General features: G+C 66.4%; 24 protein-coding genes and 1 tRNA gene. 11 read left to right on the plus strand and 14 right to left on the minus strand.

Features of this window, described 5'->3' with window-relative positions; genetic code table 11:
• Nucleotides 1–3: 3 nt before the first annotated feature.
• The 5 genes from secA (at nt 4) to FB547_RS06105 (ending at nt 7,499) form a co-directional block, all read left to right on the plus strand.
• Complete coding sequence (gene secA / locus FB547_RS06085; RefSeq protein WP_145740426.1) at nt 4–2,796, plus strand: preprotein translocase subunit SecA; 2,793 nt, start codon at nt 4–6, stop codon at nt 2,794–2,796.
• A 34-nt stretch (nt 2,797–2,830) separates the two neighbouring features.
• Nucleotides 2,831–4,060: a bifunctional glutamate N-acetyltransferase/amino-acid acetyltransferase ArgJ gene (gene argJ / locus FB547_RS06090; protein ID WP_145740428.1), complete on the plus strand. Its 1,230-nt coding sequence runs from the start codon at nt 2,831–2,833 to the stop codon at nt 4,058–4,060.
• Between the two features lie 82 nt (nt 4,061–4,142).
• Complete coding sequence (locus FB547_RS06095) at nt 4,143–5,018, plus strand: ATP-binding protein (protein ID WP_145740429.1); 876 nt, start codon at nt 4,143–4,145, stop codon at nt 5,016–5,018.
• A complete protein-coding gene (locus tag FB547_RS06100; RefSeq protein ID WP_145740432.1) occupies nt 5,015–5,470 on the plus strand; it encodes a (deoxy)nucleoside triphosphate pyrophosphohydrolase in 456 nt (151 codons plus the stop codon). Before FB547_RS06095 ends, FB547_RS06100 begins: the two co-directional genes overlap by 4 nt.
• 61 nt (nt 5,471–5,531) lie before the next feature.
• Nucleotides 5,532–7,499, plus strand: a complete 1,968-nt coding sequence (locus tag FB547_RS06105) for an acyltransferase family protein (RefSeq protein ID WP_145740434.1) — start codon at nt 5,532–5,534, stop codon at nt 7,497–7,499.
• A 5-nt stretch (nt 7,500–7,504) separates the two neighbouring features.
• Here the strand turns inward: FB547_RS06105 and FB547_RS06110 are convergent, their stop codons facing one another.
• From FB547_RS06110 to FB547_RS06155, 10 genes are all read right to left on the minus strand, one after another.
• On the minus strand, nt 7,505–7,717 hold the full coding sequence (locus FB547_RS06110; RefSeq protein ID WP_145740436.1) for a DNA gyrase inhibitor YacG: 213 nt from the start codon (nt 7,715–7,717) through the stop codon (nt 7,505–7,507).
• Between the two features lie 58 nt (nt 7,718–7,775).
• Complete coding sequence (gene zapD / locus FB547_RS06115) at nt 7,776–8,531, minus strand: cell division protein ZapD (protein WP_018906807.1); 756 nt, start codon at nt 8,529–8,531, stop codon at nt 7,776–7,778.
• Between the two features lie 36 nt (nt 8,532–8,567).
• Nucleotides 8,568–9,587 (minus strand): hypothetical protein, encoded by a 1,020-nt coding sequence (locus FB547_RS06120; RefSeq protein WP_145740438.1) that lies wholly within the window; start codon nt 9,585–9,587, stop codon nt 8,568–8,570.
• Nucleotides 9,588–9,593: 6 nt separating this feature from the next.
• Nucleotides 9,594–11,087, minus strand: a complete 1,494-nt coding sequence (locus FB547_RS06125; RefSeq protein ID WP_145740440.1) for an MBOAT family O-acyltransferase — start codon at nt 11,085–11,087, stop codon at nt 9,594–9,596.
• A 78-nt stretch (nt 11,088–11,165) separates the two neighbouring features.
• Nucleotides 11,166–11,771, minus strand: a complete 606-nt coding sequence (gene coaE, locus FB547_RS06130; RefSeq protein WP_145740442.1) for a dephospho-CoA kinase — start codon at nt 11,769–11,771, stop codon at nt 11,166–11,168.
• Between the two features lie 10 nt (nt 11,772–11,781).
• Entirely contained in the window at nt 11,782–12,747 is a 966-nt protein-coding gene (locus FB547_RS06135; RefSeq protein WP_145740443.1) for a prepilin peptidase, read from the minus strand.
• Nucleotides 12,747–13,976 carry a type II secretion system F family protein gene (locus tag FB547_RS06140; RefSeq protein WP_145740446.1) on the minus strand — a complete coding sequence of 410 codons (1,230 nt, stop codon included), beginning with the start codon at nt 13,974–13,976 and terminating at the stop codon, nt 12,747–12,749. Before FB547_RS06140 ends, FB547_RS06135 begins: the two co-directional genes overlap by 1 nt.
• Before the next feature lie 29 nt (nt 13,977–14,005).
• Complete coding sequence (gene pilB / locus FB547_RS06145; RefSeq protein WP_145740448.1) at nt 14,006–15,739, minus strand: type IV-A pilus assembly ATPase PilB; 1,734 nt, start codon at nt 15,737–15,739, stop codon at nt 14,006–14,008.
• A gap of 113 nt (nt 15,740–15,852) precedes the next feature.
• Nucleotides 15,853–15,929 (minus strand) — tRNA-Pro (locus FB547_RS06150).
• Nucleotides 15,930–15,978: 49 nt separating this feature from the next.
• Entirely contained in the window at nt 15,979–16,971 is a 993-nt protein-coding gene (locus FB547_RS06155) for a polyprenyl synthetase family protein (RefSeq protein WP_145740450.1), read from the minus strand.
• Between the two features lie 188 nt (nt 16,972–17,159).
• Here FB547_RS06155 and rplU point away from each other — a divergent pair, with 188 nt between their 5' ends.
• The 4 genes from rplU to proB all read left to right on the plus strand — a co-directional run bounded on the left by rplU (nt 17,160) and on the right by proB (nt 20,077).
• Nucleotides 17,160–17,471, plus strand: a complete 312-nt coding sequence (rplU, locus tag FB547_RS06160; protein ID WP_015866992.1) for a 50S ribosomal protein L21 — start codon at nt 17,160–17,162, stop codon at nt 17,469–17,471.
• A gap of 12 nt (nt 17,472–17,483) precedes the next feature.
• On the plus strand, nt 17,484–17,741 hold the full coding sequence (rpmA, locus tag FB547_RS06165; RefSeq protein ID WP_015866991.1) for a 50S ribosomal protein L27: 258 nt from the start codon (nt 17,484–17,486) through the stop codon (nt 17,739–17,741).
• Between the two features lie 70 nt (nt 17,742–17,811).
• Complete coding sequence (gene cgtA, locus FB547_RS06170) at nt 17,812–18,900, plus strand: Obg family GTPase CgtA (protein ID WP_145740452.1); 1,089 nt, start codon at nt 17,812–17,814, stop codon at nt 18,898–18,900.
• Between the two features lie 37 nt (nt 18,901–18,937).
• Entirely contained in the window at nt 18,938–20,077 is a 1,140-nt protein-coding gene (gene proB, locus FB547_RS06175; protein ID WP_145740454.1) for a glutamate 5-kinase, read from the plus strand.
• A gap of 64 nt (nt 20,078–20,141) precedes the next feature.
• Here the strand turns inward: proB and FB547_RS06180 are convergent, their stop codons facing one another.
• Both FB547_RS06180 and FB547_RS06185 read right to left on the minus strand, forming a co-directional pair.
• Entirely contained in the window at nt 20,142–20,744 is a 603-nt protein-coding gene (locus FB547_RS06180) for a CNP1-like family protein (RefSeq protein ID WP_225612654.1), read from the minus strand.
• Entirely contained in the window at nt 20,689–21,360 is a 672-nt protein-coding gene (locus tag FB547_RS06185; protein WP_145740456.1) for an RNA pyrophosphohydrolase, read from the minus strand. The genes FB547_RS06180 and FB547_RS06185 overlap by 56 nt, the downstream gene beginning before the upstream one ends.
• A 145-nt stretch (nt 21,361–21,505) precedes the next feature.
• Here FB547_RS06185 and FB547_RS06190 point away from each other — a divergent pair, with 145 nt between their 5' ends.
• Both FB547_RS06190 and FB547_RS06195 read left to right on the plus strand, forming a co-directional pair.
• Nucleotides 21,506–23,251, plus strand: coding sequence for a proline--tRNA ligase (locus tag FB547_RS06190; RefSeq protein WP_145740457.1), 1,746 nt, complete (start codon nt 21,506–21,508; stop codon nt 23,249–23,251).
• Nucleotides 23,248–23,922, plus strand: coding sequence for a lytic transglycosylase domain-containing protein (locus FB547_RS06195; protein WP_145740459.1), 675 nt, complete (start codon nt 23,248–23,250; stop codon nt 23,920–23,922). The genes FB547_RS06190 and FB547_RS06195 overlap by 4 nt, the downstream gene beginning before the upstream one ends.
• 106 nt (nt 23,923–24,028) lie before the next feature.
• Here FB547_RS06195 and FB547_RS06200 read toward each other — a convergent pair whose 3' ends face one another.
• Nucleotides 24,029–25,312 carry a hemolysin family protein gene (locus FB547_RS06200; protein WP_145740461.1) on the minus strand — a complete coding sequence of 428 codons (1,284 nt, stop codon included), beginning with the start codon at nt 25,310–25,312 and terminating at the stop codon, nt 24,029–24,031.
• Nucleotides 25,313–25,457: 145 nt separating this feature from the next.
• A complete protein-coding gene (locus FB547_RS06205; RefSeq protein ID WP_145740463.1) occupies nt 25,458–25,958 on the minus strand; it encodes a cupin domain-containing protein in 501 nt (166 codons plus the stop codon).
• Nucleotides 25,959–25,967: the final 9 nt, after the last annotated feature.

Here is a 25,967-nt window from a genome sequence, read left to right on the forward strand (position 1 = left end):
CCAATGGCAACCAACTTCCTGACCCAGATTTTCGGCAGTCGCAACGACCGGCTCCTCAAGCAGTATCGCAAGACGGTGGAGCGCATCAATGCACTCGAACCCGAATTCGAGAAGCTCAGCGACGATGGGCTGCGCGCCAAGACCCAGGAGTTCAAGGACCGCATCGCCAAGGGCGAAAGCCTCGACGACCTGCTGCCCGAAGCCTTCGCCACCGTGCGCGAAGGCTCCAAGCGCGTCATGAAGATGCGCCACTTCGACGTGCAGCTGCTCGGCGGCATGGCCCTTCACAACGGCAAGATCGCCGAAATGCGCACCGGCGAGGGCAAGACCCTCACGGCCACGCTGCCGGTGTACCTGAACGCGCTGTCCGGCAAGGGCGTGCACGTGGTCACGGTGAACGACTACCTCGCCAACCGCGACGCCCAGTGGATGGGCCGCCTGTACAACTTCCTGGGCCTCACGGTGGGCATCAACCTGCCGCAGATGCCGCGCGAGGAAAAGCAGCAGGCCTACGCCAGCGACATCACCTACGGCACCAACAACGAGTACGGCTTCGACTACCTGCGCGACAACATGGTGTACGAGCCCGGTGACCGGGTGCAGCGCGTGCTGAACTACGCCATCGTCGACGAGGTGGACTCCATCCTGATCGACGAGGCCCGCACGCCGCTGATCATCAGCGGCCAGGCCGAAGACCACACCGACCTCTACCTGGCCATCAACAAGGTGGTGCCCCTGCTGACCAAGCAGGAAGGCGAGGCCGATCCGCGCACGGGCGAGGGCGTCACGGTGCCGGGCGACTTCACGGTCGACGAGAAGACCCACCAGGTGTTCCTCACCGAGGACGGCCACGAGAAGGCCGAGCAGCTGCTGGGCGAATTCAAGCTGCTGCCCGAGGGCGCTTCGCTCTACGACCCGGCCAACATCACGCTGATGCATCACCTGAACGCCGCGCTGCGTGCGCGGCACCTGTACCACCGCGACCAGCATTACGTGGTGCAGCAGGGCGAAGTGGTCATCGTCGACGAATTCACCGGCCGCCTCATGACCGGCCGCCGCTGGAGCGACGGCCTGCACCAGGCCGTGGAAGCCAAGGAAGGCGTGCAGATCCAGGCCGAGAACCAGACGCTGGCCTCCATCACCTTCCAGAACTACTTCCGCCTCTACAGCAAGCTGGCCGGCATGACCGGCACGGCCGACACCGAGGCCTACGAGTTCCAGGAAATCTACGGCCTCGAGACGGTCATCATCCCGCCGAACCGCATCAGCAAGCGCGACGACCAGCTCGACCGCGTCTACAAGACCACGCGCGAGAAATACGAAGCGGCCATCCAGGACATCCGCGAATGCTACGAGCGCGGCCAGCCCGTGCTGGTGGGCACCTCGTCGATCGAGAACTCCGAGATCATCGACGGCCTGCTCACGCAGGCGGGCCTGCCGCACCAGGTGCTCAACGCCAAGCAGCATGCGCGCGAAGCCGACATCGTGGCGCAGGCCGGCCGCACGAAGATGATCACCATCGCGACCAACATGGCCGGCCGCGGCACCGACATCGTGCTGGGCGGCAACATCGAGAAGATGATCGAGGCCATCGAGAACGACGAAGGCCGCGACGAAGCCACCAAGGCAGCCGACATCGCGCACGTGCGCGCCGAATGGACCAAGGACCACGAGTTCGTCAAGTCCCTGGGCGGCCTGCGCATCATCGCGACCGAACGCCATGAGTCGCGCCGCATCGACAACCAGCTGCGCGGACGTTCGGGCCGCCAGGGCGACCCGGGCTCCTCGCGCTTCTACCTGAGCCTGGACGATCCGCTGATGCGCATCTTCGCGGGCGACCGCGTGAAGGCGATCATGGACCGCCTCAAGATGCCCGATGGCGAGGCCATCGAAGCGGGCATCGTCACGCGCAGCATCGAGAGCGCGCAGCGCAAGGTCGAGGCGCGCAACTTCGACATCCGCAAGCAGCTGCTCGAGTACGACGACGTCTCGAACGACCAGCGCAAGGTGATCTACCAGCAGCGCAACGACATCCTCGACGCGGCCGACCTCTCGGCGCAGATCGCGGCGCTGCGCGAAGGCTGCTTCACCGACCTCGTGCGGCAGTACGTGCCGGCCGAATCGGTCGAGGAGCAGTGGGACCTGCAGGGCCTGGAGAAGACGCTTTCCAACGAATGGGGCATCGACATGCCCCTGAAGCAGCAGGTCGAGGCGGCCGAGGCGGTGAGCGACGAGGACATCGTCGACATGGTGGTGAAGGCCGCCAACGACAGCTTCGATGCCAAGGTGGCGCTGATCGGCCAGGAAAACTTCACCCAGTTCGAACGCATGGTGCTGCTGCAGAGCATCGACACGCACTGGCGCGAGCACCTGGCCTCGCTCGACTACCTGCGCCAGGGCATCCACCTGCGCGGCTATGCGCAGAAGCAGCCCAAGCAGGAGTACAAGCGCGAGGCCTTCGAACTCTTCGGCCAGCTGCTCGATTCGGTCAAGAACGAAGTCACGCGCCAGCTCATGACGGTGCGCGTGCAGTCGGGCGAGCAGCTCGAGGAAGCCGCGGAAGCGCTCGAGAGCCGCGGCGAGAACGTGTCGAACATCACCTACAGCGCGCCCACCGAAACCGGCGAGGTCGAGGTGCGGCTGGATGAGGAAAACCAGCGCCGCATCGCGGCCGCCGGGCTGGGGCTGGGCACGCTCGGTGCCGAGGCCGCGGCCTTCGCCCGTGTCGGCCGGAACGACCCTTGCCCCTGCGGCAGCGGCAAGAAGTACAAGCACTGCCACGGCAAGCTCAGCTGACCCAGAAACTCCCTTCCGAGAAGAGAAAACCGCCATGCCCGTGAACCTGTCCGCCCCTGATCCTGCCGCCTTGTTCGCGGTGCCCGGCGTCCGCATCGGCGTGGCCGAAGCGGGTGTGCGCAAGGCCAACCGCAAGGATCTGACCGTCGTGCTGATCGACGAAGGCTCCGCGGTCGGCGGCGTGTTCACCCAGAACCGCTTCTGCGCAGCGCCGGTGCAGGTCTGCCGCGACCACCTGGCAGCCAACTACGGCATCCGCGCCATGGTCATCAACACCGGCAATGCCAACGCCGGCACCGGCGAAGACGGCCTGATGCGCACGCGCTCCACCTGCATTGCGCTCGCGCGCCAGCTGGAGATCGCGCCCGAGCAGATCCTGCCGTTCTCCACCGGCGTGATCATGGAGCCGTTGCCGGTGGACCGCATCGAAGCCGGCCTGCCCGCCGCGCTGGCCGACGCCTCGGAGAACCACTGGGCGCGCGCGGCCGAAGGCATCATGACCACCGACACCATCCCCAAGGCGTTCAGCCAGCGGGTCCAGGTCGGCGGCGCCACCGTCACCATCACCGGCATCAGCAAGGGCGCCGGCATGATCCGCCCGAACATGGCGACCATGCTGGGCTTCATGGCGACCGACGCCAAGATCGATCCCGCGCTGATCCAGCCGCTGGCCAGGCGGCTGGCCGATGCCTCGTTCAACCGCGTGACCATCGACGGCGACACCTCGACCAACGATTCCTTTGTGGTCATCGCCACCCAGAAGGCCGCGCACGCCGCCATCAGCTCGCTCGATTCGCCCGGGGGCAAGGCCCTGGTCGAGGCCATGCAGAACGTCGCGCGCCTGCTCGCGCAGGCCATCGTGCGCGACGGCGAGGGCGCGACCAAGTTCATCACCATCCAGGTCGAGGGCGGCCGCAATGCCGCCGAGTGCAGGCAGGTGGCCTATGCCGTGGCCCATTCGCCGCTGGTCAAGACGGCCTTCTATGCGAGCGACCCGAACCTCGGCCGCATCCTCGCGGCCGTGGGTTACGCGGGCATCGAGGATCTCGACCAGACCGGTATCGACCTGTTCCTCGACGACGTGCACGTGGCCGTCAAGGGCGGGCGCAACCCGTCCTACCGCGAGGAAGACGGCCAGCGCGTGATGAAGCAGAGCGAGATCACGGTGCGCATCGGCCTGGGCCGCGGCAATGCCAGCGAAACCGTGTGGACCTGCGACTTCAGCCACGAGTACGTCACGATCAACGCCGACTACAGGTCATGATGGCCCCCACGCTACGCACTTCGTGTCTTCGCTGCCCCCCGAGGGGGCGCTCAACGCCCTTCGGGCGGCCGGGCGGTCGTCGATGAACGAAAAGTTCGAAAAGCTGATCGAGCGCGCCGAGCAGCTGATCGGCCGCATCGAATCGATCCTGCCCCAGCCGCTGGCCGCCCCTGCCGACTGGAACGCCTCGATCGCCTGGCGCTACCGCCGCCGCAGCTCGGGCCACGGCGTGCTCGAGCCCGTCAAGCACGTGGCCGCCATGGCGCTCGACAGCCTGAAGGAAATCGACGCCCAGAAGGAAAAGATCGAGCGCAACACGCGCCAGTTCGTCGAAGGCAAGCCGGCCAACAACGTGCTGCTGACCGGCGCGCGCGGCACGGGCAAGTCGTCGCTCATCCGCGCCTGCCTGCAGGCCTATGCGCCGCAGGGGCTGCGGCTGATCGAGGTCGACAAGGCCGAACTCACCGACCTGCCCGACATCGTCGAGGTGGTGTCGCAGCGGCCCGAAAAATTCATCGTGTTCAGCGACGACCTGAGCTTCGACGAGGGCGAGCCGGGCTACAAGGCGCTCAAGTCCATTCTCGACGGCTCGATCGCCGCGGCCACGCCCAACGTGCTGATCTACGCGACCAGCAACCGGCGCCACCTGCTGCCGGAATACATGAAGGACAACCTCAGCTACACCCACACCGAGGACGGCGAAGTCCATCCCGGCGAGGTGATCGAGGAAAAGATCTCGCTGTCGGAGCGCTTCGGCCTCTGGGTCAGCTTCTATCCGTTCAGCCAGAACGAATACCTGGCGATCGTCGCGCAGTGGCTGTCGTCGTTCGGCGTCGACACCGCCGCCATCGAGGCGGCGCGGCCCGAGGCGCTGGTCTGGGCGCTCGAGCGCGGTTCGCGCAGCGGCCGCGTGGCCTACCAGTTCGCGCGTGACTACGCCGGACGGGCCACGGCATGAGCAGCCAGCCGCAAGGCCGCAAGCACACCGAGGTGGCCGTCGGCGTGCTGATCCGGCCGGCCGACGGTGCGCTGCTGCTGTCCACCCGCCCCGAGGGCAAGGCCTATGCGGGCTTCTGGGAGTTTCCGGGCGGCAAGATCGAAGCGGGCGAAACGGTGGAGCAGGCACTGCGCCGAGAGCTGGAAGAAGAACTCGGCATCACCATTGCGGGGGCCGAGGTCTGGAAGGTCACCGAGCACGACTACCCGCATGCGCTGGTGCGGCTGCACTGGTGCAAGGTCACGGCCTGGAGCGGCGAGTTCGAAATGCGCGAAGGCCAGGCCATGCGCTGGCAGCAGCTGCCGCTGGACGTGGCGCCGGTGCTGCCGGGCGCCCTGCCGGTGCTCGAATGGCTGACCCAGGAGCGCGGCCTGCCGGCCTCGGCGGCGCTGGCGGTCTCGACGCTGGCCTGATGGACGGGGCCGCGCAGGCGGACGAGCGCGTGCAGCCGGCGCCGCGGGCCTGAAGCACCACATGATGCACCCCAAGTACCGCCCCGACATCGACGGCCTGCGCGCCGTGGCGGTGGCCTCGGTGCTGGCCTTCCATGCGTTTCCCGATGCGCTGCCGGGGGGCTTCATCGGGGTCGACATCTTCTTCGTGATCTCGGGCTTCCTGATCACGACCATCATCATGCAGAGCCACGCGGCGGGCGACTTCAGCTACCGCGACTTCTACGCACGCCGCATCCGGCGGATCTTTCCGGCGCTCACGCTGGTGCTGCTGGCCACGCTCGGCTTCGGCTGGTATGCGCTGCTGCCCAGGGAGTTCACGGAACTCGGCAAGCAGGCAGCGGGCGGCGCCGCCTTCATCGCCAACTTCGTCTTCTGGAGCGAGGCCGGGTACTTCGACACGGCGGCCGAAACCAAGCCGCTGCTGCACCTGTGGTCGCTGGGCATCGAGGAGCAGTTCTACATCTTCTGGCCCCTGCTGCTTGCGCTGGCCTGGCGCCGGCGCTGGCCGGTCCTTCGGCTGCTCTGGGTGCTTGCGGTGGCATCTTTTCTCGTCAATGTGCTGACCATCCATCCCTATCGCACGGCGGCCTTCTATTCGCCCGCTTCGCGCTTCTGGGAACTGATGGTGGGTGGCATCCTGGCCTGCATGCGCCTCAAGGCCGCGGGCAAGGCGCCGGCGCCGGCGCCGGCGCCGGCCTGGCGCAGCCACCTGCAGTCCTGCCTGGGCGTGGGGCTGATCGTGCTCGGGCTCGTGATGACCCGCAGCGACAAGGCCTTTCCAGGCTGGTGGGCGCTGCTGCCCACGCTGGGCGCCGCGAGCTGCATCGCGGCCGGGCCTGCCGGCCTGCTCAACAGGCATGTGCTTGCGAGCCGGCCGATGGTGTGGATCGGGCTCATCAGCTATCCGCTCTACCTGTGGCACTGGCCCCTGCTGGTGTATGCGCGCATCGTGGAAGAGGGCGAGCCGGCGGCGTGGATCCGCGCCTGCCTCGTGCTGGCGAGCATGGCGCTGGCCTGGCTCACCTATCGCTTCGTCGAGCGCTTCACCCGCGCGCGGACCCAGGTGGGCATGCTGCGTTCGCTGGTGGCCGGCAGCATGGCGATTGCAGTGGCCGGCCTGCTGGCGCTGGGCGGCATGCCGCCGCGCAACGGCAGCGACCTGCTGCGCAAGGTGACCGACGCCACCGTGGACGACAACTACTACGCCGGCTTCGAGCAGCAGAAGATCGGCGCCTATCCGGTCAAGCGCGTGGGCAGCGGGCCGCGCACGGTCCTGCTGATCGGCGACAGCCACATCCTGCAGTACGCACCCCGCGCCCTGGCGCTCGCGGGCAGCGCGCCCGCGCGCGTGGCGACGACGTACTTCTCGACCTATGGCGCCTGCCCGCCGGTGCCCGGCATGGTCGCCGAAGGCAACCCGGGCTGCGAAAAGGCGCGCGACGAGATGCTGGCGCTGGCGCTCGATCCGCGGATCGACACGGTGGTGGTCGGGGCCTGCTGGAACTGCTATTTCACGGGCAACTTCGCGCTGCCCTTCTACTTCCGCGAAGGCGATGCAGCCTACCTCGTGAACAACGGCGGCGAAGGCCTCGGCCGTTCGCTGGCCTCGCTCGAGCAGCTGCTGGCCGAACTGGTGCGGCAAAAGAAGAAGGTCTACCTGCTGCTGGACAACGCCAGCGGTCCCGAGTTCGAGCCGCGGCGCCTCATCGAAGGCAGCCGCATGGGCCGGATGGTGGCATTGCGCAGCACGCCCACGGCGCCGCTGCCGCCGGAGCAGGCGCGGCTCAACGAGCAGCTGAAGGCGCTGGCGCGGGCGAGCGGCGCGGAGCCCATCGACGTGATGGCCAGGCTTTGCAGCGGCGGGCAGTGCCTGCGTGCAACGCCGGACGACGCGCCGGTCTACAAGGACCGGGAGCATCTGCGCCCGGCCTACGTGCGCCAATACGCAGACTATCTGGACGGCGTCCTGCTCGCGCCGCAGCCGTAGCGCGCCTACTGGACTTTCTTCGGATCGCCGAAAGGCTCGTCGTCGGCCGGCGCTTCGGCCGGCATCCGGAACTCCTCGCTGGCCCAGGCGCCGAAGTCGATGCCCTTGCAGCGTGCGCTGCAGAAGGGGCGAAAGGGGTTGCGTTCGGCGTAGACACTGTCGCCGCCACACGAGGGGCAGCGGACGATCCGCTCGCCGATCTTGTTCACGTCGCTCATGGGATGGATAACCTTCGTGCTTGCCCTGCGGTGCGCGCCCTGGAGACGAGCCGGCGGCTCAGGCGCAGAGCGTGAGTTCGAATGCGACGTCGTCGCTGCTCGGGTGCAGGCGGTCGTCGGCTTCGTGCCGCATCATCCGCACCGACACCATGAGCCGGTTGCCGCTGATTTCGGGAATCAGCCCCAGCTGCGGATCGATGCGCAGGCGCAGCAACTGGAAGCTGCGCCCCTGCGGCAGGTTCTGCTGGAATTGTCCGCCGGTGGCGATGACCTTGTAGGGCACATCGGCATCGCGCAGCAGCTTGAGCAGCAGGTAGATGGATTCGGCCAGCGGCGAAAGCGTGGCCGACCAGCGTTCGAGGTCGGCGCGGCGGCTGGCCGCGCTGCGGTGCTGCCAGGCGTAGTAGGCGGGCAGGTCGAATTCGCAGGTGCCGCCCGGAATGCCCGCGCGGCTGCGAATGCTCATGAGCCACTCGTTCTCGGTCAGCGACTGGCCGGCCTTGCCGGCAACGGCATTGAGGGTGGCGAAGTTGCGTTCGAGCTGGCCGACCACCTGGTCGAGCACGGCCTCGGCAATGGCCGGATTGCCGCGGTAGCTGTTGAAGACGTTCTTGTGCTTGTCCAGGTCGCGCATCACGTCGGCCTTGAGGTCGGCGCGCGCGGCGACATCCATGATCTCGAAGATCGTGACCAGGGCGTAGTGGTGCGAGAGCGCGGACTCCGAGGGCACCAGCTCCCCGAGGCGGCGGAACAGGTGCTCCAGCCGCAGGTAGGTGCGGATGCGCTCGTTGAAGGGGTACTCGTAGAGGATCACGCGGTTCTATAGCTTTCCTGTCGAGCCATCATAGCTTCAGGGCGATTTCGAGGGAGGCGTCGGCACCACCTCGCGCACGGCCGCCAGCATGCGTTCTCCCAGCGCGAGCTGGCCATGCATGGACATGTGGGTGTCGTTCGAAAAATAGAAATCGTGGATCTGCGTGCGCTTCTCGCGCGTGAACGCGTAGAGATCCGGTCCCGCCAGCCCGGAGGTGCGGAACCCGGCTTCGAAATCCTTCGAGTAGTCGGGCTTCAGGTACACGGTGGTCTTGTTGGGAATCACCATCCACATGATAGGAAGCTTGCTGTGCGCCTTTGTGAAATTCTTCATCCATTCCAGGTGCGCAAGGGTCAGCGGCCCATTGTCGTCATCTTCAGCGAAAAAGGGCATCTTGTCGCACAGGCGGTGGGAGAAGAGCTTGCAACCGTCGGGCACCGGGCGCACCCAGGTGTTCCAGTCGAAGTGGATGTCTGTTGCAGACTTTTTCGCTTTCCAGGTGTTGTAGTAGGTCGTGATGCCGGTCAGGAACTGCACGTTCCAGTTGGGCGCGGGGCTGGGCACGGTCTCGTCGGGCGTGATCAGCGGATGGTCCATGGCGTCGTAGGGCCGGATCATCTTCTGGCACTTCATGCTGTCCTTGGTGCGGTCGCCGAGCAGGCGTTCCACGCTCTCGATGATGATCAGCTTGCCCTTGAAGCCCGTGCGCTCGATCCATTGGTCGAAGTCGCTGCACAGCGCGTTCTCGTACTGGCCCCAATAGGTGGTCGTGACGCGGTAGCCGGCCTTGGCAAGCACCGACTGCCAGCGGAAGGTCATGGAGAAGCTGTCGCCGATCACCATGATGTCGGCCTGGTCCACCGGCGTGCCCTTGAGATAGGCGGGGTCGACCTTGGGCGGCGGGGCGGTCCAGCCGAATTCGCGCTCGGACAGGCGGCCGATCCGCGTGAGGTCGCCGTAAGGCACGGGGCTGGTGAGCGAAACGATCCACAGCGCCATCAGGACGATGTAGCCGATCAGGAAGAACCGCAGCCAGACTTTCGCGGGCGTCGTCATGTCGAATCAGAATTGGAAGTAGAGGAACGGGCTGTAGTTGCCCAGCTTCGAGACGCACCAGGCGAAGAGCGCGAAGGTACCGATCGCCAGCACGGCCGAGGAGCACCACGCCATGACGCGCTGGCCGGCCACCGCCTTCGGGTGGGGAATCCAGCGCTCGAGCGTGATCGTCGGCGGCAATGCGAGGCAGATCACGATGCCCACGAGCATGGTCTGGAAGAACTCGGGCTTGCGGAACGGAACCGGCCCGAACTCGCTGAACGCGGAAGGCGGTGCGCCGTGCAGGCCGAGCATGCCCTTGTAGATGGCCATGGCCGTGTGGACGCCATCGGCGCGGAACACGATCCAGGCCAGTACCACGCACAGGAAGGTCAGGAACCAGCCCAGCACGCGCGCGACCGGCCCTGCCGGAATGTTGCGCCGCACCTTGGCGTTCCAGAGGTGGTTGATCATCAGGAACACGCCATGCAGCGCGCCCCAGATCACGAAGGTCCATGCGGCGCCGTGCCAGAGCCCGCCCAGCAGCATCGTGAGGAACAGGTTCAGGTAGCGCCGGGCCGGGCCCTTGCGGTTGCCGCCCAGCGGCACGTAGAGATAGTCGCGCAGGAAGTTCGACAGCGAGATGTGCCAGCGCCGCCAGAACTCGATGATGTTGGTCGACTTGTAGGGCGAGCGGAAGTTGAGCGGAAGCTGCACGCCCAGGCACAGCGACAGGCCGACCGCCATGTCCGAATAGCCCGAGAAGTCGAAATAGATCTGCAGCGTGTAGGCGAGCGCGCCGAACCACGCGGTGTAGAGCGTGGGCTCGATGCCCTTGTGCACGCCGTTGAACATCATGTCGGCGTACTGCCCCACCGGATCGGCGATCAGCAGCTTCTTGGCGAGGCCGAAGGTGAAGATCGCAATGCCGAGCGCCACCTTGTTGGGGTCGAACCGGTAGGTGGCCGCGTTGGCGAACTGCGGCATCATCTGCGCGTGGTGCAGCACCGGGCCCGCGATCAGGTGCGGAAAGTAGGTGACGAACAGCACGTAGTGGATGAAGCTGCGCTCATGCACCTTGCCCTGCCAGCAGTCGACCAGGAAGGCGATCTGCGTGAAGGTGTAGAACGAGATGCCGATCGGCAGCACGATGTGCAGCAGCGGGATCTGCGACAGGCCCGCTGCGGCCAGCCCGTCGTTCACGTTCGAAACGAAGAAGTTGGCGTACTTGAAGACCGCGAGCACGCCCAGGTTGACCACCAGCGCCGCCACCAGCAGCGACTTGCGCTTGCGGTCGTCCCGGCCCGGCGCGGGCGACAGGCGCAGCCCGAACCAGTAGTTGATGCAGATCGACGCCACCAGCAGCGGAAGCGCCTTGACGCTCCACCAGCCGTAGAAGAACAGCGAAGCCAGGGCAAGGAAGCCTGCGGCGGACCGGGCGTTGCGCTTGCCGATCAGGAAGAACCCGATCAGTACCAGCGGGAAGAAGACAAAAATGAAGGGATACGAATTGAAAAGCATCGCAGGAGGTGAGGGCACTCCGGCGAGCGCCTTTTTTGTCTTGGTCGTTATGCGGCCGCTCTGGCGGCCAGTCCCGGATTATCGCGTGCCGGGCGGGACCCACCGCTTCCAGAGACTCCGGACCTCTGCAGCGAGTTCCTCCAGCGAGAGCGACTCGTTGAAAATGACCGCGTCCGCGGCCGTCCTGCGCAGCCCGCGCGGCGCCTGCTGGGCGATCACCGCGCGCACCGCCTCGGGCGTCCAGCCGGAGCGCGCCACGACGCGCCGCAGCTGTGTTTGCTCGGTGGCATCGACCACCAGCACCCGGTCGACCAGGGCCCGCCAGCGGCCGGATTCGACCAGCAGCGGCACATCGAAGACCACCACCGCGTCCGGGCCGGCGTTGGAGGCCATGCGTTCCGTCTCGGCGCCGATCAGCGGATGCAGGATCGATTCGAGGCGCTTTTTGGCGCTGTTGTCGGCGAACACGAGCTGCCGCATCGCTGCGCGGTCGAGTCCGCCGTCCGCCGCGATGACGGTGGGCCCGAAGGCGGCCTCGACGGCCGGCATCGCGATGCCTCCGGGCAGCGCAATGCGGCGTGCGATGGCGTCGGTGTCGACCAGCACGGCGCCTTCGGCGACCAGCAGGGCCGCGACCGTGCTCTTGCCGCTCCCGATGCCGCCCGTCAGGCCGATGCGCCGCATCACGCGCTCCTCAGCGAGCGAATGCGCCGAGCGGGAAGGCGAAGGGAATCCATTGCCTCACGAGCTCCGGGCCCGCCACCAGGCAGACCAGGCCGGCACCGGCCAGAAAGGGACCGAAGGCCATGGGAATGTCCTTGTGCGCCAGCTTCCCGACAAGACGCAGCGTGATGCCGATCACGGCGCCCACCAGCGATGAGACGAGGATGATGGCAATGAGGTAGTCGGCCCCGAGCCAGGCGCCGAGCGCCGCCAGCAGTTTGAAGTCGCCATATCCCATGCCTTCCTTGCCCGTGGCCAGGCGATAGCCATGGTACACAAGCCACAGGCTCAGGTAGCCGAACACGGCGCCCCAGACCGCCGAGCTCAGCGCGGTGCCGGTCCAGCCCATGGCCGCGCCGACGAGCCCGAGCCAGAGCAGCGGATAGTTGAGCGCGTCGGGCAGGAACTGGGTGTCGAAGTCGATCAGGAACTGGCAGACCAGGAACGCCGCGAACGCCGCCCAGAGCGCGCCGGTGGGCGTGAGGCCGAAGCGGTAGGCGCACAGCGCGAACAGCGCGCCGGTCACCAGTTCGACCAGCGGATAGCGCGGGCTGATCGGCGTGCCGCAGGCGGCGCAGCGGCCCCGCAGCACCAGGTAGCTCAGCACCGGAATGTTCTGGTACCAGCGGATCTTGTGGCCGCAGGCGCCGCAGCGCGAGGCAGGCCGGGTCAGATCGAACGGCGGCAGCGCCTCGATGGCCACGGCCGCCTTGTCCGCCGCGGCCTCGAGCCCGGCCGGGGGCTGCGCCTTCGGCCCGAACACCAGCGACCAGAGCGACGGAACGTCCTTGGACGACATCAGGTTGGCCACCGCGTCGGCCAGCCAGCTCCGGTACATCATGACCGGGGTGCGGTAGATCACCACGTTGAGAAAACTGCCGACCAGCAACCCGAGGACGCCGGCGAACGCGGCGTCGAACTCCTGCGACACCAGCATCAAACGACCTGGCCCAACTTGAAGATCGGCAGGTACATCGACACCACGATGCCGCCGATGATCACGCCCAGGAACACGATGATGATGGGCTCCATCAGGCTCGACAGGCCGGCCACCATGTCGTCCACCTCGGACTCGTAGAAGTCGGCGGCCTTGCCGAGCATGTGGTCGATCGAGCCGGACTCCTCGCCGATCGCCGTCATCTGGATCACCATCGAGGGGAACAGGTTGACGTTGGTCATGGCCGTCGTGAGGCTCGTGCCGGTCGAGACCTCCTGCTGGATCTTGGCCGTGGCGTCGCCGTAGACGGTGTTGCCCGAGGCGCCGCCCACCGAGTCGAGCGCCTCGACCAGCGGAACGCCGGCGGCGAACATGGTGGCAAGGGTGCGGGTCCAGCGGGCCACGCACGACTTCTCGATCAGCGTGCCGAAGATCGGCACGCGCAGCAGCGCACGGTCCATGACCCGCTGCACGCGCTCGTTGCGCTTCCAGGCCTGCAGGAAGAAGTAGGTGCCGCCGCCGATCACGCCGAAGATCAGCCACCAGTAGGAGACGAAGAATTCGCTCATCGCCATCACGAACAGCGTGGGCGCGGGCAGGTCGGCGCCGAACGAGGTGAACACCTGCTTGAAGGCCGGGATCACGAAGATCATGATGATGGCCACCACCACGAACGCAACCACCACCACGGAGGTGGGATACATCAGCGCCGACTTGATCTTCGACTTGATCGCCTCGGTCTTCTCCATGTAGGTGGCCAGCCGGTCCAGCAGGTCTTCCAGGATACCGGCCGCTTCGCCGGCTTCCACCAGGTTGCAGTAGAGGTTGTCGAAGTACTTTGGAAACTTCCGGAAGGCGGATGACAGCGAGGTGCCGGTCTCCACGTCGCTGCGGATGTCGTTGAGCAGCTTGGCCACGCTCGGGTTCGCATTGCCGCGGCCCACGATGTCGAACGACTGCAGCAACGGCACGCCGGCCTTCATCATGGTTGCGAGCTGGCGCGTGAAGATCGCGATGTCCTTGGGCTTGATGGACTTGCCCGAGCGCATGCGGCGCTTCTTGATCTTGGACGCGAGGACCCCCTGGCGCCGCAGGGCGGCCTGCACCTGGTTCTCGCCGGCGGCCCGGAGCTCGCCGCGCACCAGCTTGCCGTTGCGGTCCTTGCCCTCCCACTCGTAGACAAATTCCTTGAGCGTGTTCGGGGTGCGGGTGGATGCCACTGTTGCCATTCGATCTCCGATTTCTTGCAGTGTGTTCGTTATTCGTTCGTGACCGCCACCACTTCTTCGAGTGAGGTGAGCCCTTGCATGACTTTTCTCAGGCCAGACTGCCGCAGCGAGCGCACGCCCTCGGCCTCGGACTGTCGCGCGATGTCTTGTGCGCTGCCGTCGCGCAGGATGATGGCCTGGATCGCCTCCGAGATCGGCATCACCTGGTAGATGCCGACCCGGCCCTTGTAGCCATTGCTGCACGCTGCGCAGCCGACCGGCCGGTAGGGCTTCCAGGTACCGTCAAGCTGTTCTTCCTTGAAGCCCGCATCGAGCAGCGCCTGGCGCGGCACGTCGGCCGGCGCGCGGCACATGTGGCACAGGCGCCGCGCGAGCCGCTGCGCCGTGATCAGGATCACGCTGGAGGCGATGTTGAACGGCGCAATGCCCATGTTGCGCATGCGCGTGAGCGTGGTCGGCGCGTCGTTGGTGTGCAGCGTCGAGAGCACCAGGTGGCCCGTTTGCGCGGCCTTGATCGAGATGTCGGCGGTTTCGAGGTCGCGGATTTCGCCGACCATGATGATGTCGGGATCCTGCCGCAGGAAGGCGCGCAGCGCCGCCGCGAAGGTAAGTCCGGCGCGCTCGTTGACGTTCACCTGGTTGACGCCCGGCAGGTTGATTTCAGAGGGGTCTTCCGCCGTCGCGATGTTGACGCCCGGCTGGTTCAGCAGGTTCAGGCAGGTGTAGAGCGACACCGTCTTGCCCGAACCGGTGGGGCCCGTCACCAGCACCATGCCATAGGGGCGGCTGATCGCATGCAGCAGGCGCTCCTTTTCGTCGGCGTCGTAGCCCAGGGCGTCGATGCCCAGGCGCGCGCTGCTCGGGTCGAGGATACGGATCACGATCTTCTCGCCGAACAGCGTGGGCAGCGTGCTGACGCGGAAGTCGATGACGCGGTCGGGCCCGATCTTGAGCTTCATGCGGCCGTCCTGCGGCACGCGCTTCTCGGAAATGTCGAGCCGCGAGATGACCTTGATCCGCGAGGCCAGCTTGTCCTTGATGAGCGTGGGCGGGCTCGCGATCTCGCGCAGCTCGCCGTCGATGCGAAAGCGCACGCGGTAGTTGTGCTCGTAGGGCTCGAAGTGGATGTCCGAGGCCCGCATGCTGACGCCGTCGAGCAGCATCTTGTGCAGGAAGCGCACGACCGGCGCGTCCTCGACCTCGGCGATGGCCTGTTCGTTGGCATCGCCCGAAGTGTCCGCGGTGACGTCGTCGAACTCGAACTCGGCACCGACGATGCTGTTGATGGATTCCGCTGCGGTGACTGCGGCGGCCTCGATCATGCGCGACAGCTTGTCGTACTCGGCAATGACCCAGTCCACACCCATCTGGGAGGCGAACTTGATCTTTTCCACCGCCTGCTGGTCCGAAGGGTCGGCCGTTGCAACGATGAGACGGTTGTTGCGCTTGCTGAGAACCACGATCCGGTAGGCGTGGCACAGCTTCGGGTCGAGCAGGTCCTTGGGCAGGCGCTGGTGATCGATGGCGTCCAGGTCGAGCAGCGGCGCACCGAAGGCGCTGGACAGCGTGTGGGCGAGGTCGGCGGCCGAGACGGCGCCGCTGCCGGTCAGCTCGGCAATGAAGCTGGTGCGGCCGTTCAGCGACTTCTGGTAGATGTCTTCCGCGGTCTTCGCCGGAAGCTTGCCAGCAGAGACCAAGGCACGCGCAAGGCCCGGGAGGGCGATTTGCGTGTTTTCTTTAACAGGAAGTTCGGCAGCAGCCATTCAGCGAATTGCAAGAGATGTGAAAAAGTGCTTCACGATCATCGCTGAACCACCCGTCCCTGTAAATCGCTACGCAGCAACAGGCACGGGCATTATTTGTGCCAGCCAAAGGCTGGTCGGGGTGAGAGGATTCGAACCTCCGGCCTCTACGTCCCGAACGTAGCGCTCTACCAGGCTAAGCTACACCCCGATTGGTTGCAAAAAAAGAGAATTCGTCCTTGCCAACTCTTGTGAGGTGTTCAGGCACGTCGCTCAAGCAACTGAGCCGCCAATTGTAGCAAACCGTCGGCATGCAAATTGGACGGAAAGTCGCGCAATGCGTGAATTGCGCGTTTTGCCTCGTCGGCCGCGGCAGCGCGCGAGGCTTCCAGGGCGCCGGTGGCGTGGACGATTTCGACGATCTTGCCCAGCTGGGCGGTGTCGCCGGCCTCGATGGCCGCACGCACCAGCGCGGCCTGCGCGGGGCTGCCGCGCCGCATGGCGAAGATCAGCGGCAGCGTGGTTTTTCCTTCGCGCAGGTCGTCGCCCACGTTCTTTCCCGTTTCGTGCGCGTCGCCGGCGTAGTCGAGCACGTCGTCGATCACCTGGAAGGCCGTGCCCAGGGCCTGGCCGTAGGTGGCGCAGGCTTCCTCGACCTCGGGCGTGGCGCCCGCCAGCACGGCGGCGAGCCGCGTGCTGGCCTCGAAAAGCTTGGCGGTCTTGGAGCGGATCACGCGCAGGTAGGCGGATTCGTCCAGCGTCGCGTCGTGCATGTTCATCAGCTGGAGCACTTCGCCTTCCGCGATCACGTTGGTCGCCTCGGCCAGGATCTGCATGATGCGCATGTTGTTTGCATCCAACATCATCTGGAAGGCGCGCGAATAGAGGAAGTCGCCGACCAGCACGCTGGCCGGGTTGCCGAACGATTCGTTGGCCGTCGGGCGCCCGCGCCGCAGGGTCGATTCGTCGACGACGTCGTCATGCAGCAGCGTGGCCGTGTGGATGAACTCCACCACCGCCGCCAGGTTGAAGCGCTGCTCGCCCGTGTAGCCGAGCGCGCCCGACATGAGCAGCAGCAGCGCCGGGCGCAGGCGTTTGCCGCCGGCCGAGATGATGTACTTCGACACCTGGCTGACCAGAGGCACGCCCGTGTCGAGGCGCTGCGCGATCACACGGTCGACTTCGACCATGTCGCCGGCGATCAAATCCAGCACGGTGGCGGTGGGGGAGGTATCGGCGGCGTGAACTGGCAAGGCGTTTGCGCGCGGCGCGTCTGAATGCGAAAGTGGCAGCGGCACAAGGCCGGAAGGCGCAGATTATAGGGAGGAGCGCGCGCCGTCCCGGCGGCTCTCCGGCCCGAACCATGTTAGCGCGTGCAAACCGTGCTAGAATCTAGGGCTCTGCGGAATTCGCCGTAGAGCTCATTCCTTAAGAGGTTCACATGTACGCGGTCATAAAAACCGGCGGCAAGCAGTATCGCGTTGCTTCCGGCGAAAAAATTAAAGTAGAACAGATTGCTGCGGATGTAGGCCAGGAAATCGTGATCGATCAGGTTCTTGCAGTCGGCAACGGCAGCGAAATCAAGATCGGTACGCCCCTGGTGTCCGGCGCAACGGTGACAGTCACGGTACTGTCGCACGGCAAGCACGACAAGGTCGGCATCTTCAAGATGCGCCGTCGCAAGCACTATCAGAAACGTCAAGGCCATCGCCAGCAGTTCACGGAACTGCAAATCGGCGCGATCGCCGGCTAAGGAGCAGATTCCATGGCACAGAAAAAAGGCGGCGGCTCAACGCGAAACGGGCGCGATTCCAAGCCCAAGATGCTCGGTGTGAAGGCCTTCGGCGGCGAACTGATCAGCGCAGGCTCGATCATCGTGCGCCAGCGCGGCACCCAGTTCCACCCCGGCGTGAACGTCGGCGTGGGCAAGGACCACACGCTGTTTGCACTGGTTGACGGCCACGTGTCGTTCGGTGTCAAGGGCGCACTGAACAAGCACATGGTCAACGTGACCCCGGCATAAGCCCGAGTCACTTCGATCAGCTCGAAGCCCCGCTTTGTCGGGGCTTCTTCATTTGTACACTGGATACCCCATGAAGTTCGTCGACGAAGCCTTCATCGACATCGCCGCGGGCGATGGCGGCAACGGCTGCGTGTCGTTCCGTCATGAAAAATACAAGGAATTCGGCGGCCCCAACGGCGGCGACGGCGGCCGCGGCGGCCATGTCTACGCGGTGGCCGATTCCAACCTCAACACCCTGGTCGACTTCCGCTATTCGCGCCGCCACGAGGCCAAGCGCGGCGAGCACGGCATGGGCTCCGACATGTTCGGCGCCGCGGGCGACGACATCCTGCTGAAGATGCCGGTCGGCACCATCATCAGCGACGCCGAAACCGGCGAGGTGCTGTACGAACTGCTGAAGGAAGGCGAGGTCGTCACCATCGCCAAGGGCGGCGACGGCGGCTTCGGCAACATGCGCTTCAAGAGCGCCATCAACCGCGCGCCGCGCCAGAAGACCCCGGGCTGGCCGGGCGAGAAGAAGAGCCTCAAGCTCGAACTCAAGGTGCTCGCCGATGTCGGCCTGCTGGGCATGCCGAATGCGGGCAAGTCGACCCTGATCAGCGCCATCTCGAACGCGCGCCCGCGCATTGCCGACTATCCCTTCACCACGCTGCACCCGAACCTCGGTGTCGTGCGCGTCGGCCCGGAGCAGAGCTTCGTGGTGGCCGACCTGCCGGGCCTGATCGAGGGCGCATCCGAAGGTGCGGGCCTCGGCCACCTGTTCCTGCGCCACTTGCAGCGCACACGGCTCTTGCTGCACGTGATCGACATGGCGCCGTTCGACGACAGCGTTGATCCGGTTGCGCAGGCCAAGGCCATCGTCGGCGAGCTCAAGAAGTACGACGCCGCGCTCTATGAAAAGCCGCGCTGGCTGGTGCTGAACAAGCTCGACATGGTGCCCGCGGACGAGCGCGCCGCGCGCGTGAAGGACTTCGTCAAGCGCCTGCGCTTCAAGGGCCCGGTGTTCGAGATCTCCGCACTCACGCGCGAAGGCTGCGAGCACCTGGTGCAGGCCGTGTACCAGCAGGTCAAGGCGCAGCAGGCGGCGGAACACGTGCCGGTCGAGGTCGATCCGCGCTTCGTCGAGCTGCCGCCCGATCCCTCGACTTCCTCCTCCTGACGCTCCGCACGCCGCATTCACGACCGCCACGCCTCCCATGACCTCGAACTCCGGATCCACTGCCTTGCGGGATGCCCGCCGTATCGTCGTCAAGGTGGGCTCCAGCCTCGTGACCAACGAGGGGCGTGGCCTCGACGAGGCGGCGATCGGCGAATGGTGCCGGCAGCTGGCGGTGCTGGTGCAGGGCGGCCGCGAAGTCGTGATGGTGTCCAGCGGCGCCATTGCCGAAGGCATGAAGCGCCTGGGCTGGCGCACGCGGCCGCACGAGGTGCATGAACTGCAGGCCGCCGCGGCCGTCGGGCAGATGGGCCTGGCCCAGATGTACGAGACCAAGCTGCGCGAGAACCGGATCGGCAGCGCCCAGGTGCTGCTGACCCACGCCGACCTGGCCGACCGCGAGCGCTATCTCAATGCGCGCTCGACCCTCGTCACGCTGCTCGGGCTGGGCGTGGTGCCGGTCATCAACGAGAACGACACGGTCGTCAACGACGAGATCAAGTTTGGCGACAACGACACGCTGGGCGCGCTGGTGGCCAACCTGGTCGAAGCCGATGCGCTGGTGATCCTCACGGACCAGAAGGGCCTCTACACGGCCGACCCGCGCAAGGACCCGGACGCGAAGTTCGTGCACGAGGCGGCGGCCGGCGACCCCGCGCTCGAAGCCATGGCGGGCGGGGCGGGCTCCAGCCTCGGCCGCGGCGGCATGATCACCAAGATCCTTGCGGCCAAGCGCGCGGCCGGCTCGGGCGCCTCCACCGTGATCGCCTGGGGCCGAGAACCCGATGCGCTGCTGCGCCTCGTTGGCGGCGAATCCATCGGCACGCTGCTGGTGGCTCAGACGGCCAAGCACCAGGCGCGCAAGCGCTGGATGGCGGACCACCTGCAGCTGCGCGGCGCGGTCACCGTCGATGCCGGTGCGGCCGCCAAGGTGCGCGCCGAGGGCAAGAGCCTGCTGCCGATCGGCATGACCGGTGTTTCGGGCGAGTTTTCACGCGGCGACGTGATCGCCGTGCGCGATGCCGATGGCGTGGAGCTGGCCCGCGGCCTGGCCAATTACTCGAGCGTCGAGGCCCGGCTGCTGTGCCGCAAGCCCTCGTCGGAGTTCGAGCGGCTGCTCGGCTATGTGGCGGAGCCGGAAATGGTCCACCGCGACAACATGGTGCTGATGCGCGGCTGAGGCCGGGCTCAAATGGAAACGGGGCCCTTTCGAGGCCCCGTTCGAACACCGCCTGCAGCCGGCCTTATTGCAGCTGGCGCGCCGGGTCCCGCATGTTCGTGACCATGTCCTTGACCGAGACCCGGGGCGCATGGCCGCGGCACAGGCCCTGCTGCGCCAACTGCTTGGCGTAGCTCGAGTTCAGGTCGCGGAAGCTCTTCCACTCGGACCGTTCGACCTTGCTCCAGGCGCCGTTGTTGTATCGCGCGTAGCTCTTCACCTCGTCAGTCGAGCAGCGCACGCCTTCGTAGAAGGCGTTCAGCGCCGCGTCCCCGCCGCTGCGGCTGGTTGCGACCACCACGTAGCGCACCACACCGTCGCCGGTGATTGTGATGGTGGCCGGATCGACGCCAAACTTCAGCGACATGTAGGGCGGCATCGCGATTGGCTCGAGGCGCTTGACGTCGAAGGCCGGCGGCGGCGGCGCTTCGCTTTCCTTCCATTCGGCATCGGTTTCGTAGCGCTTGGGCGGCGGCGGCATGCCGGCCTGCGCCCAGTCGGGATTGCTGGTGTCGTGCGGCCCCGATGCGCATCCGGCCAGCAGGGCCAGGCACACGGCGAGCAGGATGCCCTCAGCGCTGCGATGGAAGGAAGGGCGCTTTGTGGGGGAGAGGAGGGGAAGGGTCATCGCTCGCAGAAGTAATGTCGGGATGCGGGTCGAAACTGCCGCCGGGCGGCAGGTCCAGCCCCGCGGGCGCGCCGCCATCGGGCATGTGGCGCTCGAACTCCCGGGCGCGCACGTTGCTGCGCAGGAAGCGGTTGCGGAAATCCTGCCGCGGCAGGTAGCGAGCAAGCTCGGTCAGTGCCATCTCGTAGACGCCGCGTTTGAATTCGACGACCACATCGAGCGGCACCCAGTAGTCGTGCCATCGCCAGGCGTCGAATTCGGGGTGGTCGGTCGCGCGCAGGTTCAGATCCCAGTCGTGACCGATCAATTGCAGCAAATACCAGATTTGCTTCTGGCCCTTGTAGTGGCCCCGTGCGTCACGGCGAATGAACCGATCCGGCACCTCGTAGCGCAACCAGTCACGGGTACGGGCCACGATGCGCACGTGCTCCGGATGGAGTCCGACTTCCTCGTGCAGTTCCCGGAACATGGCCTGCTCGGGACTTTCGCCGCGGTCGATGCCGCCTTGCGGAAACTGCCAGGAATGCGTGCGTATGCGTTTGCCCCAGAAAACCTGGTTTCTCTGGTTGAGCAGGATGATGCCGACGTTGGGCCTGAAGCCGTCCCGGTCGAGCATAATCAAACCCCAATTTTTGAACTGAGTCGATTATGCATGCCGGGTTGCACTCGGCAAGCGGCCAGTTCGAGGCCCGCGGGTTCCCGGTGGTCTCTCCGCCGGCATCCGTCTTCCCCACGATCTTCGAATCCACCAGCCGATCCCGATGAAAGCTTCCCGATTTTTTGTCTCCACCCTCAAGGAAGCGCCCGCCGACGCCGAGGTCGCGAGCCATCGGCTCATGATGCGCGCGGGCATGATCAAGAAGCTCGGCACGGGCATCTACACCTACATGCCGATGGGGCTGCGCGTGATCCGCAAGGTCGAGGCGATCGTGCGCGAGGAAATGAACCGCGCCGGCGCGGTCGAACTCACGATGCCCGTGGTGCAGCCGGCCGAGTTCTGGCAGGAGACCGGCCGCTTCGACAAGATGGGCCCCGAGCTGCTGCGCATCAAGGACCGGCACGACCGCGACTTCGTGGTCCAGCCCACGAGCGAAGAGGTGGTGACCGACATCGCGCGCCAGGAAATCCGCAGCTACAAGCAGCTGCCGAAGAATTTCTACCAGATCCAGACCAAGTTCCGCGACGAGCGCCGTCCGCGCTTCGGCCTGATGCGCGGGCGCGAATTCATCATGAAGGACGCCTACAGCTTCGACCGCGACCTGGATGCCGCCAAGGCCAGCTACCAGGTCATGGCCGATGCCTACCGCCGCATCTTCGACCGCTTCGGCCTGCGCTACCGCGCCGTGGCGGCCGACAGCGGCGCCATCGGCGGCGACCTGAGCGAAGAGTTCCAGGTGATTGCCGCCACCGGCGAAGACGCCATCGTCTACTGCCCCGGCAGCGATTACGCGGCCAACATGGAAAAGGCCGAGGCGCTTGCTCCGGCCGGCCCGCGCCCCGCGGCCGCCAAGGCGCTCGAGAAGACGCCCACCCCCGGCAAGAGCACCTGCGCGGCCGTGGCCGAACTGCTCGGCGTGCCGCTCTCGACCACCGTCAAGTCGCTGGTGCTGGCCACCGACATCCTCGACGAGGCCGGCAACCCCAAGGGTGCGCAGGTCTGGCTGCTGCTCTTGCGCGGCGACCACGACATGAACGAGATCAAGGTCGGCAAGGTACCGGGCCTGGACAAGGGCTTCCGGTTCGCGACGCTGGCCGAGATCGAGGACCACTTCGGCTGCAAGCCCGGCTACCTCGGCCCGCTGAACCTCAAGAAGCCCGTCAGGCTCGTGGTCGACCGCGAAGTCGTGGTCATGGCCGACTGGATCGCCGGCGCCAACGAGATCGACTTCCACATGACCGGCCTCAACTGGGGCCGCGACCTGCCCGAGCCCGAACTGGTGGCCGACCTGCGCAACGTGGTGGCAGGCGATGCCTCGCCCGACGGCAAGGGCGTGCTCGCGATCGAGCGCGGCATCGAGGTGGGCCACGTGTTCGTGCTCGGCACCAAGTACAGCAAGGACATGAACGCCACCTACCTCGACGAAGCCGGCAAGCCGCAGTTCCTCGAGATGGGCTGCTACGGCATCGGCATCACGCGCCTGCCGGCCGCCGCCATCGAGCAGAACCACGACGAGCGCGGCATCATCTGGCCCGACGCACTGGCGCCGTTCACGGTGGTGGTCTGCCCGATCGGCATGGACCGCAGCCCCGAGGTCAAGGTGGCGGCCGAGGCGCTGTACGAGCAGCTGCTCGCGGCCGGCGTCGACGTGCTGCTGGACGACCGCGGCGAGCGCCCGGGCGCGATGTTTGCCGACTGGGAGCTGATCGGCGTGCCGCACCGCGTGGTCATCTCCGACCGCGGCCTGAAGGAAGGCCAGCTCGAATACCAGCATCGCCGCGACACGGCAGCCACCAAGGTGCCCGCGGCCGGCATCGCCGAATTCATCACTGGCAAGCTCGCGAAATGAGCCTGCAGGGCGGCCTCTCGCGGCGCCAGTGCCTGGGTGGCGCGGCGGCGGCGGGCGCCCTGGCGGCGCTGTCGCTGCCGCAGGCCGCGCGCGCCGGCGCACAGATCGAGGAGCCGCTGATCGACTCGGTGCGCACCGCGCTGAGTTCGGCCGTGCACAACAAGGCGCCGCCGGTGCCCGAGTTCTCGAACACCGAGGCCCGCCTGACCTACCTGCGATGGCTGGGCGAGATGAGCGAGCGCCTCAAGAAGAAGATTGCCGACTGGCCCACGCGCAAGGAATTCCTGCAGACCGTCTGGTATGAAGCCAAGCGCTCGGGCCTGGACGTGAGCCTGGTGCTCGGGCTGATCCAGGTCGAGAGCAACTTCCGCAAGTTCGCGGTGTCCAGCGCCGGTGCGCGCGGCTACATGCAGGTCATGCCGTTCTGGACCCGCGTGATCGGCGACAGCGACCCGGCCAAGCTGTTCCACATGCAGACCAACCTGCGCTTCGGCTGCGTGATCCTGCGCCACTACCTCGACCGCGAGAACGGCGACCTGTACATGACCCTCGGGCGCTACAACGGCAGCCGCGGCAAGGCGCCGTACCCGAATGCCGTGTTCGCGAACCAGCGCCTGTGGACCTACGACGACAAGGCGCGAGAACGCGAGCGGGACCGCTCGGCAGCCTGAATATCTGTTTCAGGAATACCGCGGAACCGGCTTTGCCAGGCCGCTGGTATTGCCCCCGGTAGGGGGTTGGCGAAGCGACACGAAGTGCGCGCAGACTGGGGGCGAGCTAAGTCCTTGTGACCATCACCTGGTCGATGCGGTAGCTGTCGACGTCCATCACCTCGAAGGTGTAGCCGCCCCAGCTCACGCTGTCGGTACGCTTGGGCACGCGCCGCAGCATCACCATCAGGAAGCCCGCCAGCGTTTCGTAGTCGTCCGGATGCGGCATCTCGTCGATGTGCAGCGCGCGCTGCACGTCCTGGATGGGAGTGACACCGTCGATCAGCCACGAGTTCTCGTCGCGCTTCACGATCTGCTCCTCGTCGGGCATGGACACGAGGTCGCCCATCACCGTGCTCATCACGTCGTTGAGCGTGATCACGCCCACCACCAGGCTGTATTCGTTGACCACGATCGCGAAGTCTTCATGCGCCTGCTGGAACTGCTCGAGCACTTCGGTGAGCGTGAGCCGGTCAGGAATGACCAGCGCCTTGTGCAGCGTGAGGCCCTGGTCGAAGGCCAGCGGCTGGCCGCTGAGCACGCGCTGGAACATCTCCTTGGCGTCGACGTAGCCGAGCACATGGTCGATGTCGCCGTCGCACACCGGGTAGGCCGAAAAAGGCTCGGCCACGATGCGCGCCCGCAGCACCGACTCCGGGTCGTCGTGCAGGAACCAGGCGATGTTGTCGCGCACCGTCATCACGCTGCTGACCAGCCGGGTGTCGAGCTCGAACACGTTGGCGATCACCTGCTGCTCGCGCACCGCGAGCACGCCCGCGCGCGCGCCGGCCTCGGTCATGGCCAGGATGTCGGCCGAGGTGATCTTGTCGTCGCGCACCAGCGGCATGCCCAGCAGCTTGAAGAGCATGTCGGTGGAGCGCGTGAAGAACCACACCAGCGGCTTGAAGGCCGTGATCAGCACCATCATCGGGCCCACCATGCGAACCGCGATGCGCTCGGGGTCGCTCATGCCCAGGCGCTTGGGGAACAGGTCGGCAAACACCAGGAACACCGCGATGACGATCACGAACGAGCACAGGAAAGCCAGGTTCGCCGAGGCCTCCACGCTCATCCAGCCCTCGAGGAAGCGCGCGAAGTAGGGGCTCAGCGAGCCCTCGCCGACCACGCCGCCGAGGATCGCCACCGCGTTGAGGCCGATCTGCACCACGGTGAAGTAGTGGCCCGGCTGCTCTTGCACGCGCAGCACGCGCTCGGCCCGCGCATCGCCCTCGTCGGCCATCTGGCGCAGGCGCAGGCGGCGCGAGGCGGCCAGCGTGATTTCGGCAAGGGAGAAGAACGCGCTCATCGCGATCAGCAGGACGATGATGAGCAGGCTTTGGGTGAGAGTCATGGTGGCACGGCGAAGTGCACCATGGTGCCATGACCCGGGGCACATTCCAGCGAACACCGCGGAACCGGCTTTGCCGGGCCGCCGGTGTTGCCCCCGGAAGGGGGAGGGAGAAGCGACACGAAGTGCGCGCAGCCTGGGGGAGAGCCTAGATTCCGCCGTGCGGATGGGTCGGGTCGACCCACAGCACCGATTCTGGTTTTTCCACCGGTTCGATGTCGAGGTTCACGGCAACCGCCTCGCCGTCGCTGCGGCACAGCACGCATTCGAGCGTCTCGGTGGCGCTGGCGTTGATTTCCTGGTGCGGCACGTAGGGCGGCACGTAGATGAAGTCGCCCGGACCGGCTTCCGCCGTGAACTCGAGCTTCTCGCCCCAGCGCATGCGGGCCCGGCCGCGCACCACGTAGATCACCGATTCGAGGTGCCCGTGGTGGTGGGCGCCGGTCTTGGCGTCGGCGTGGATGGTGACGGTGCCGGCCCAGAGCTTCTGCGCGCCGACGCGGGCGAAATTGATGGCCGCGGCGCGGTTCATGCCGGGCGTCTGGGCCGTGTTGGCGTCGAGCTGGTTGGCCGCGATCACGCGCACGCCGTCGTGCTTCCAGGCCGGCGCGGCCTTGCCCTCGTGGTCATGGCCGTGGTCGTGGCTCATGGCGGGCGC

This window comes from Variovorax beijingensis, from assembly GCF_007828835.1.
Taxonomy (GTDB): Bacteria; Pseudomonadota; Gammaproteobacteria; order Burkholderiales; family Burkholderiaceae_C; genus Variovorax; species Variovorax beijingensis_A.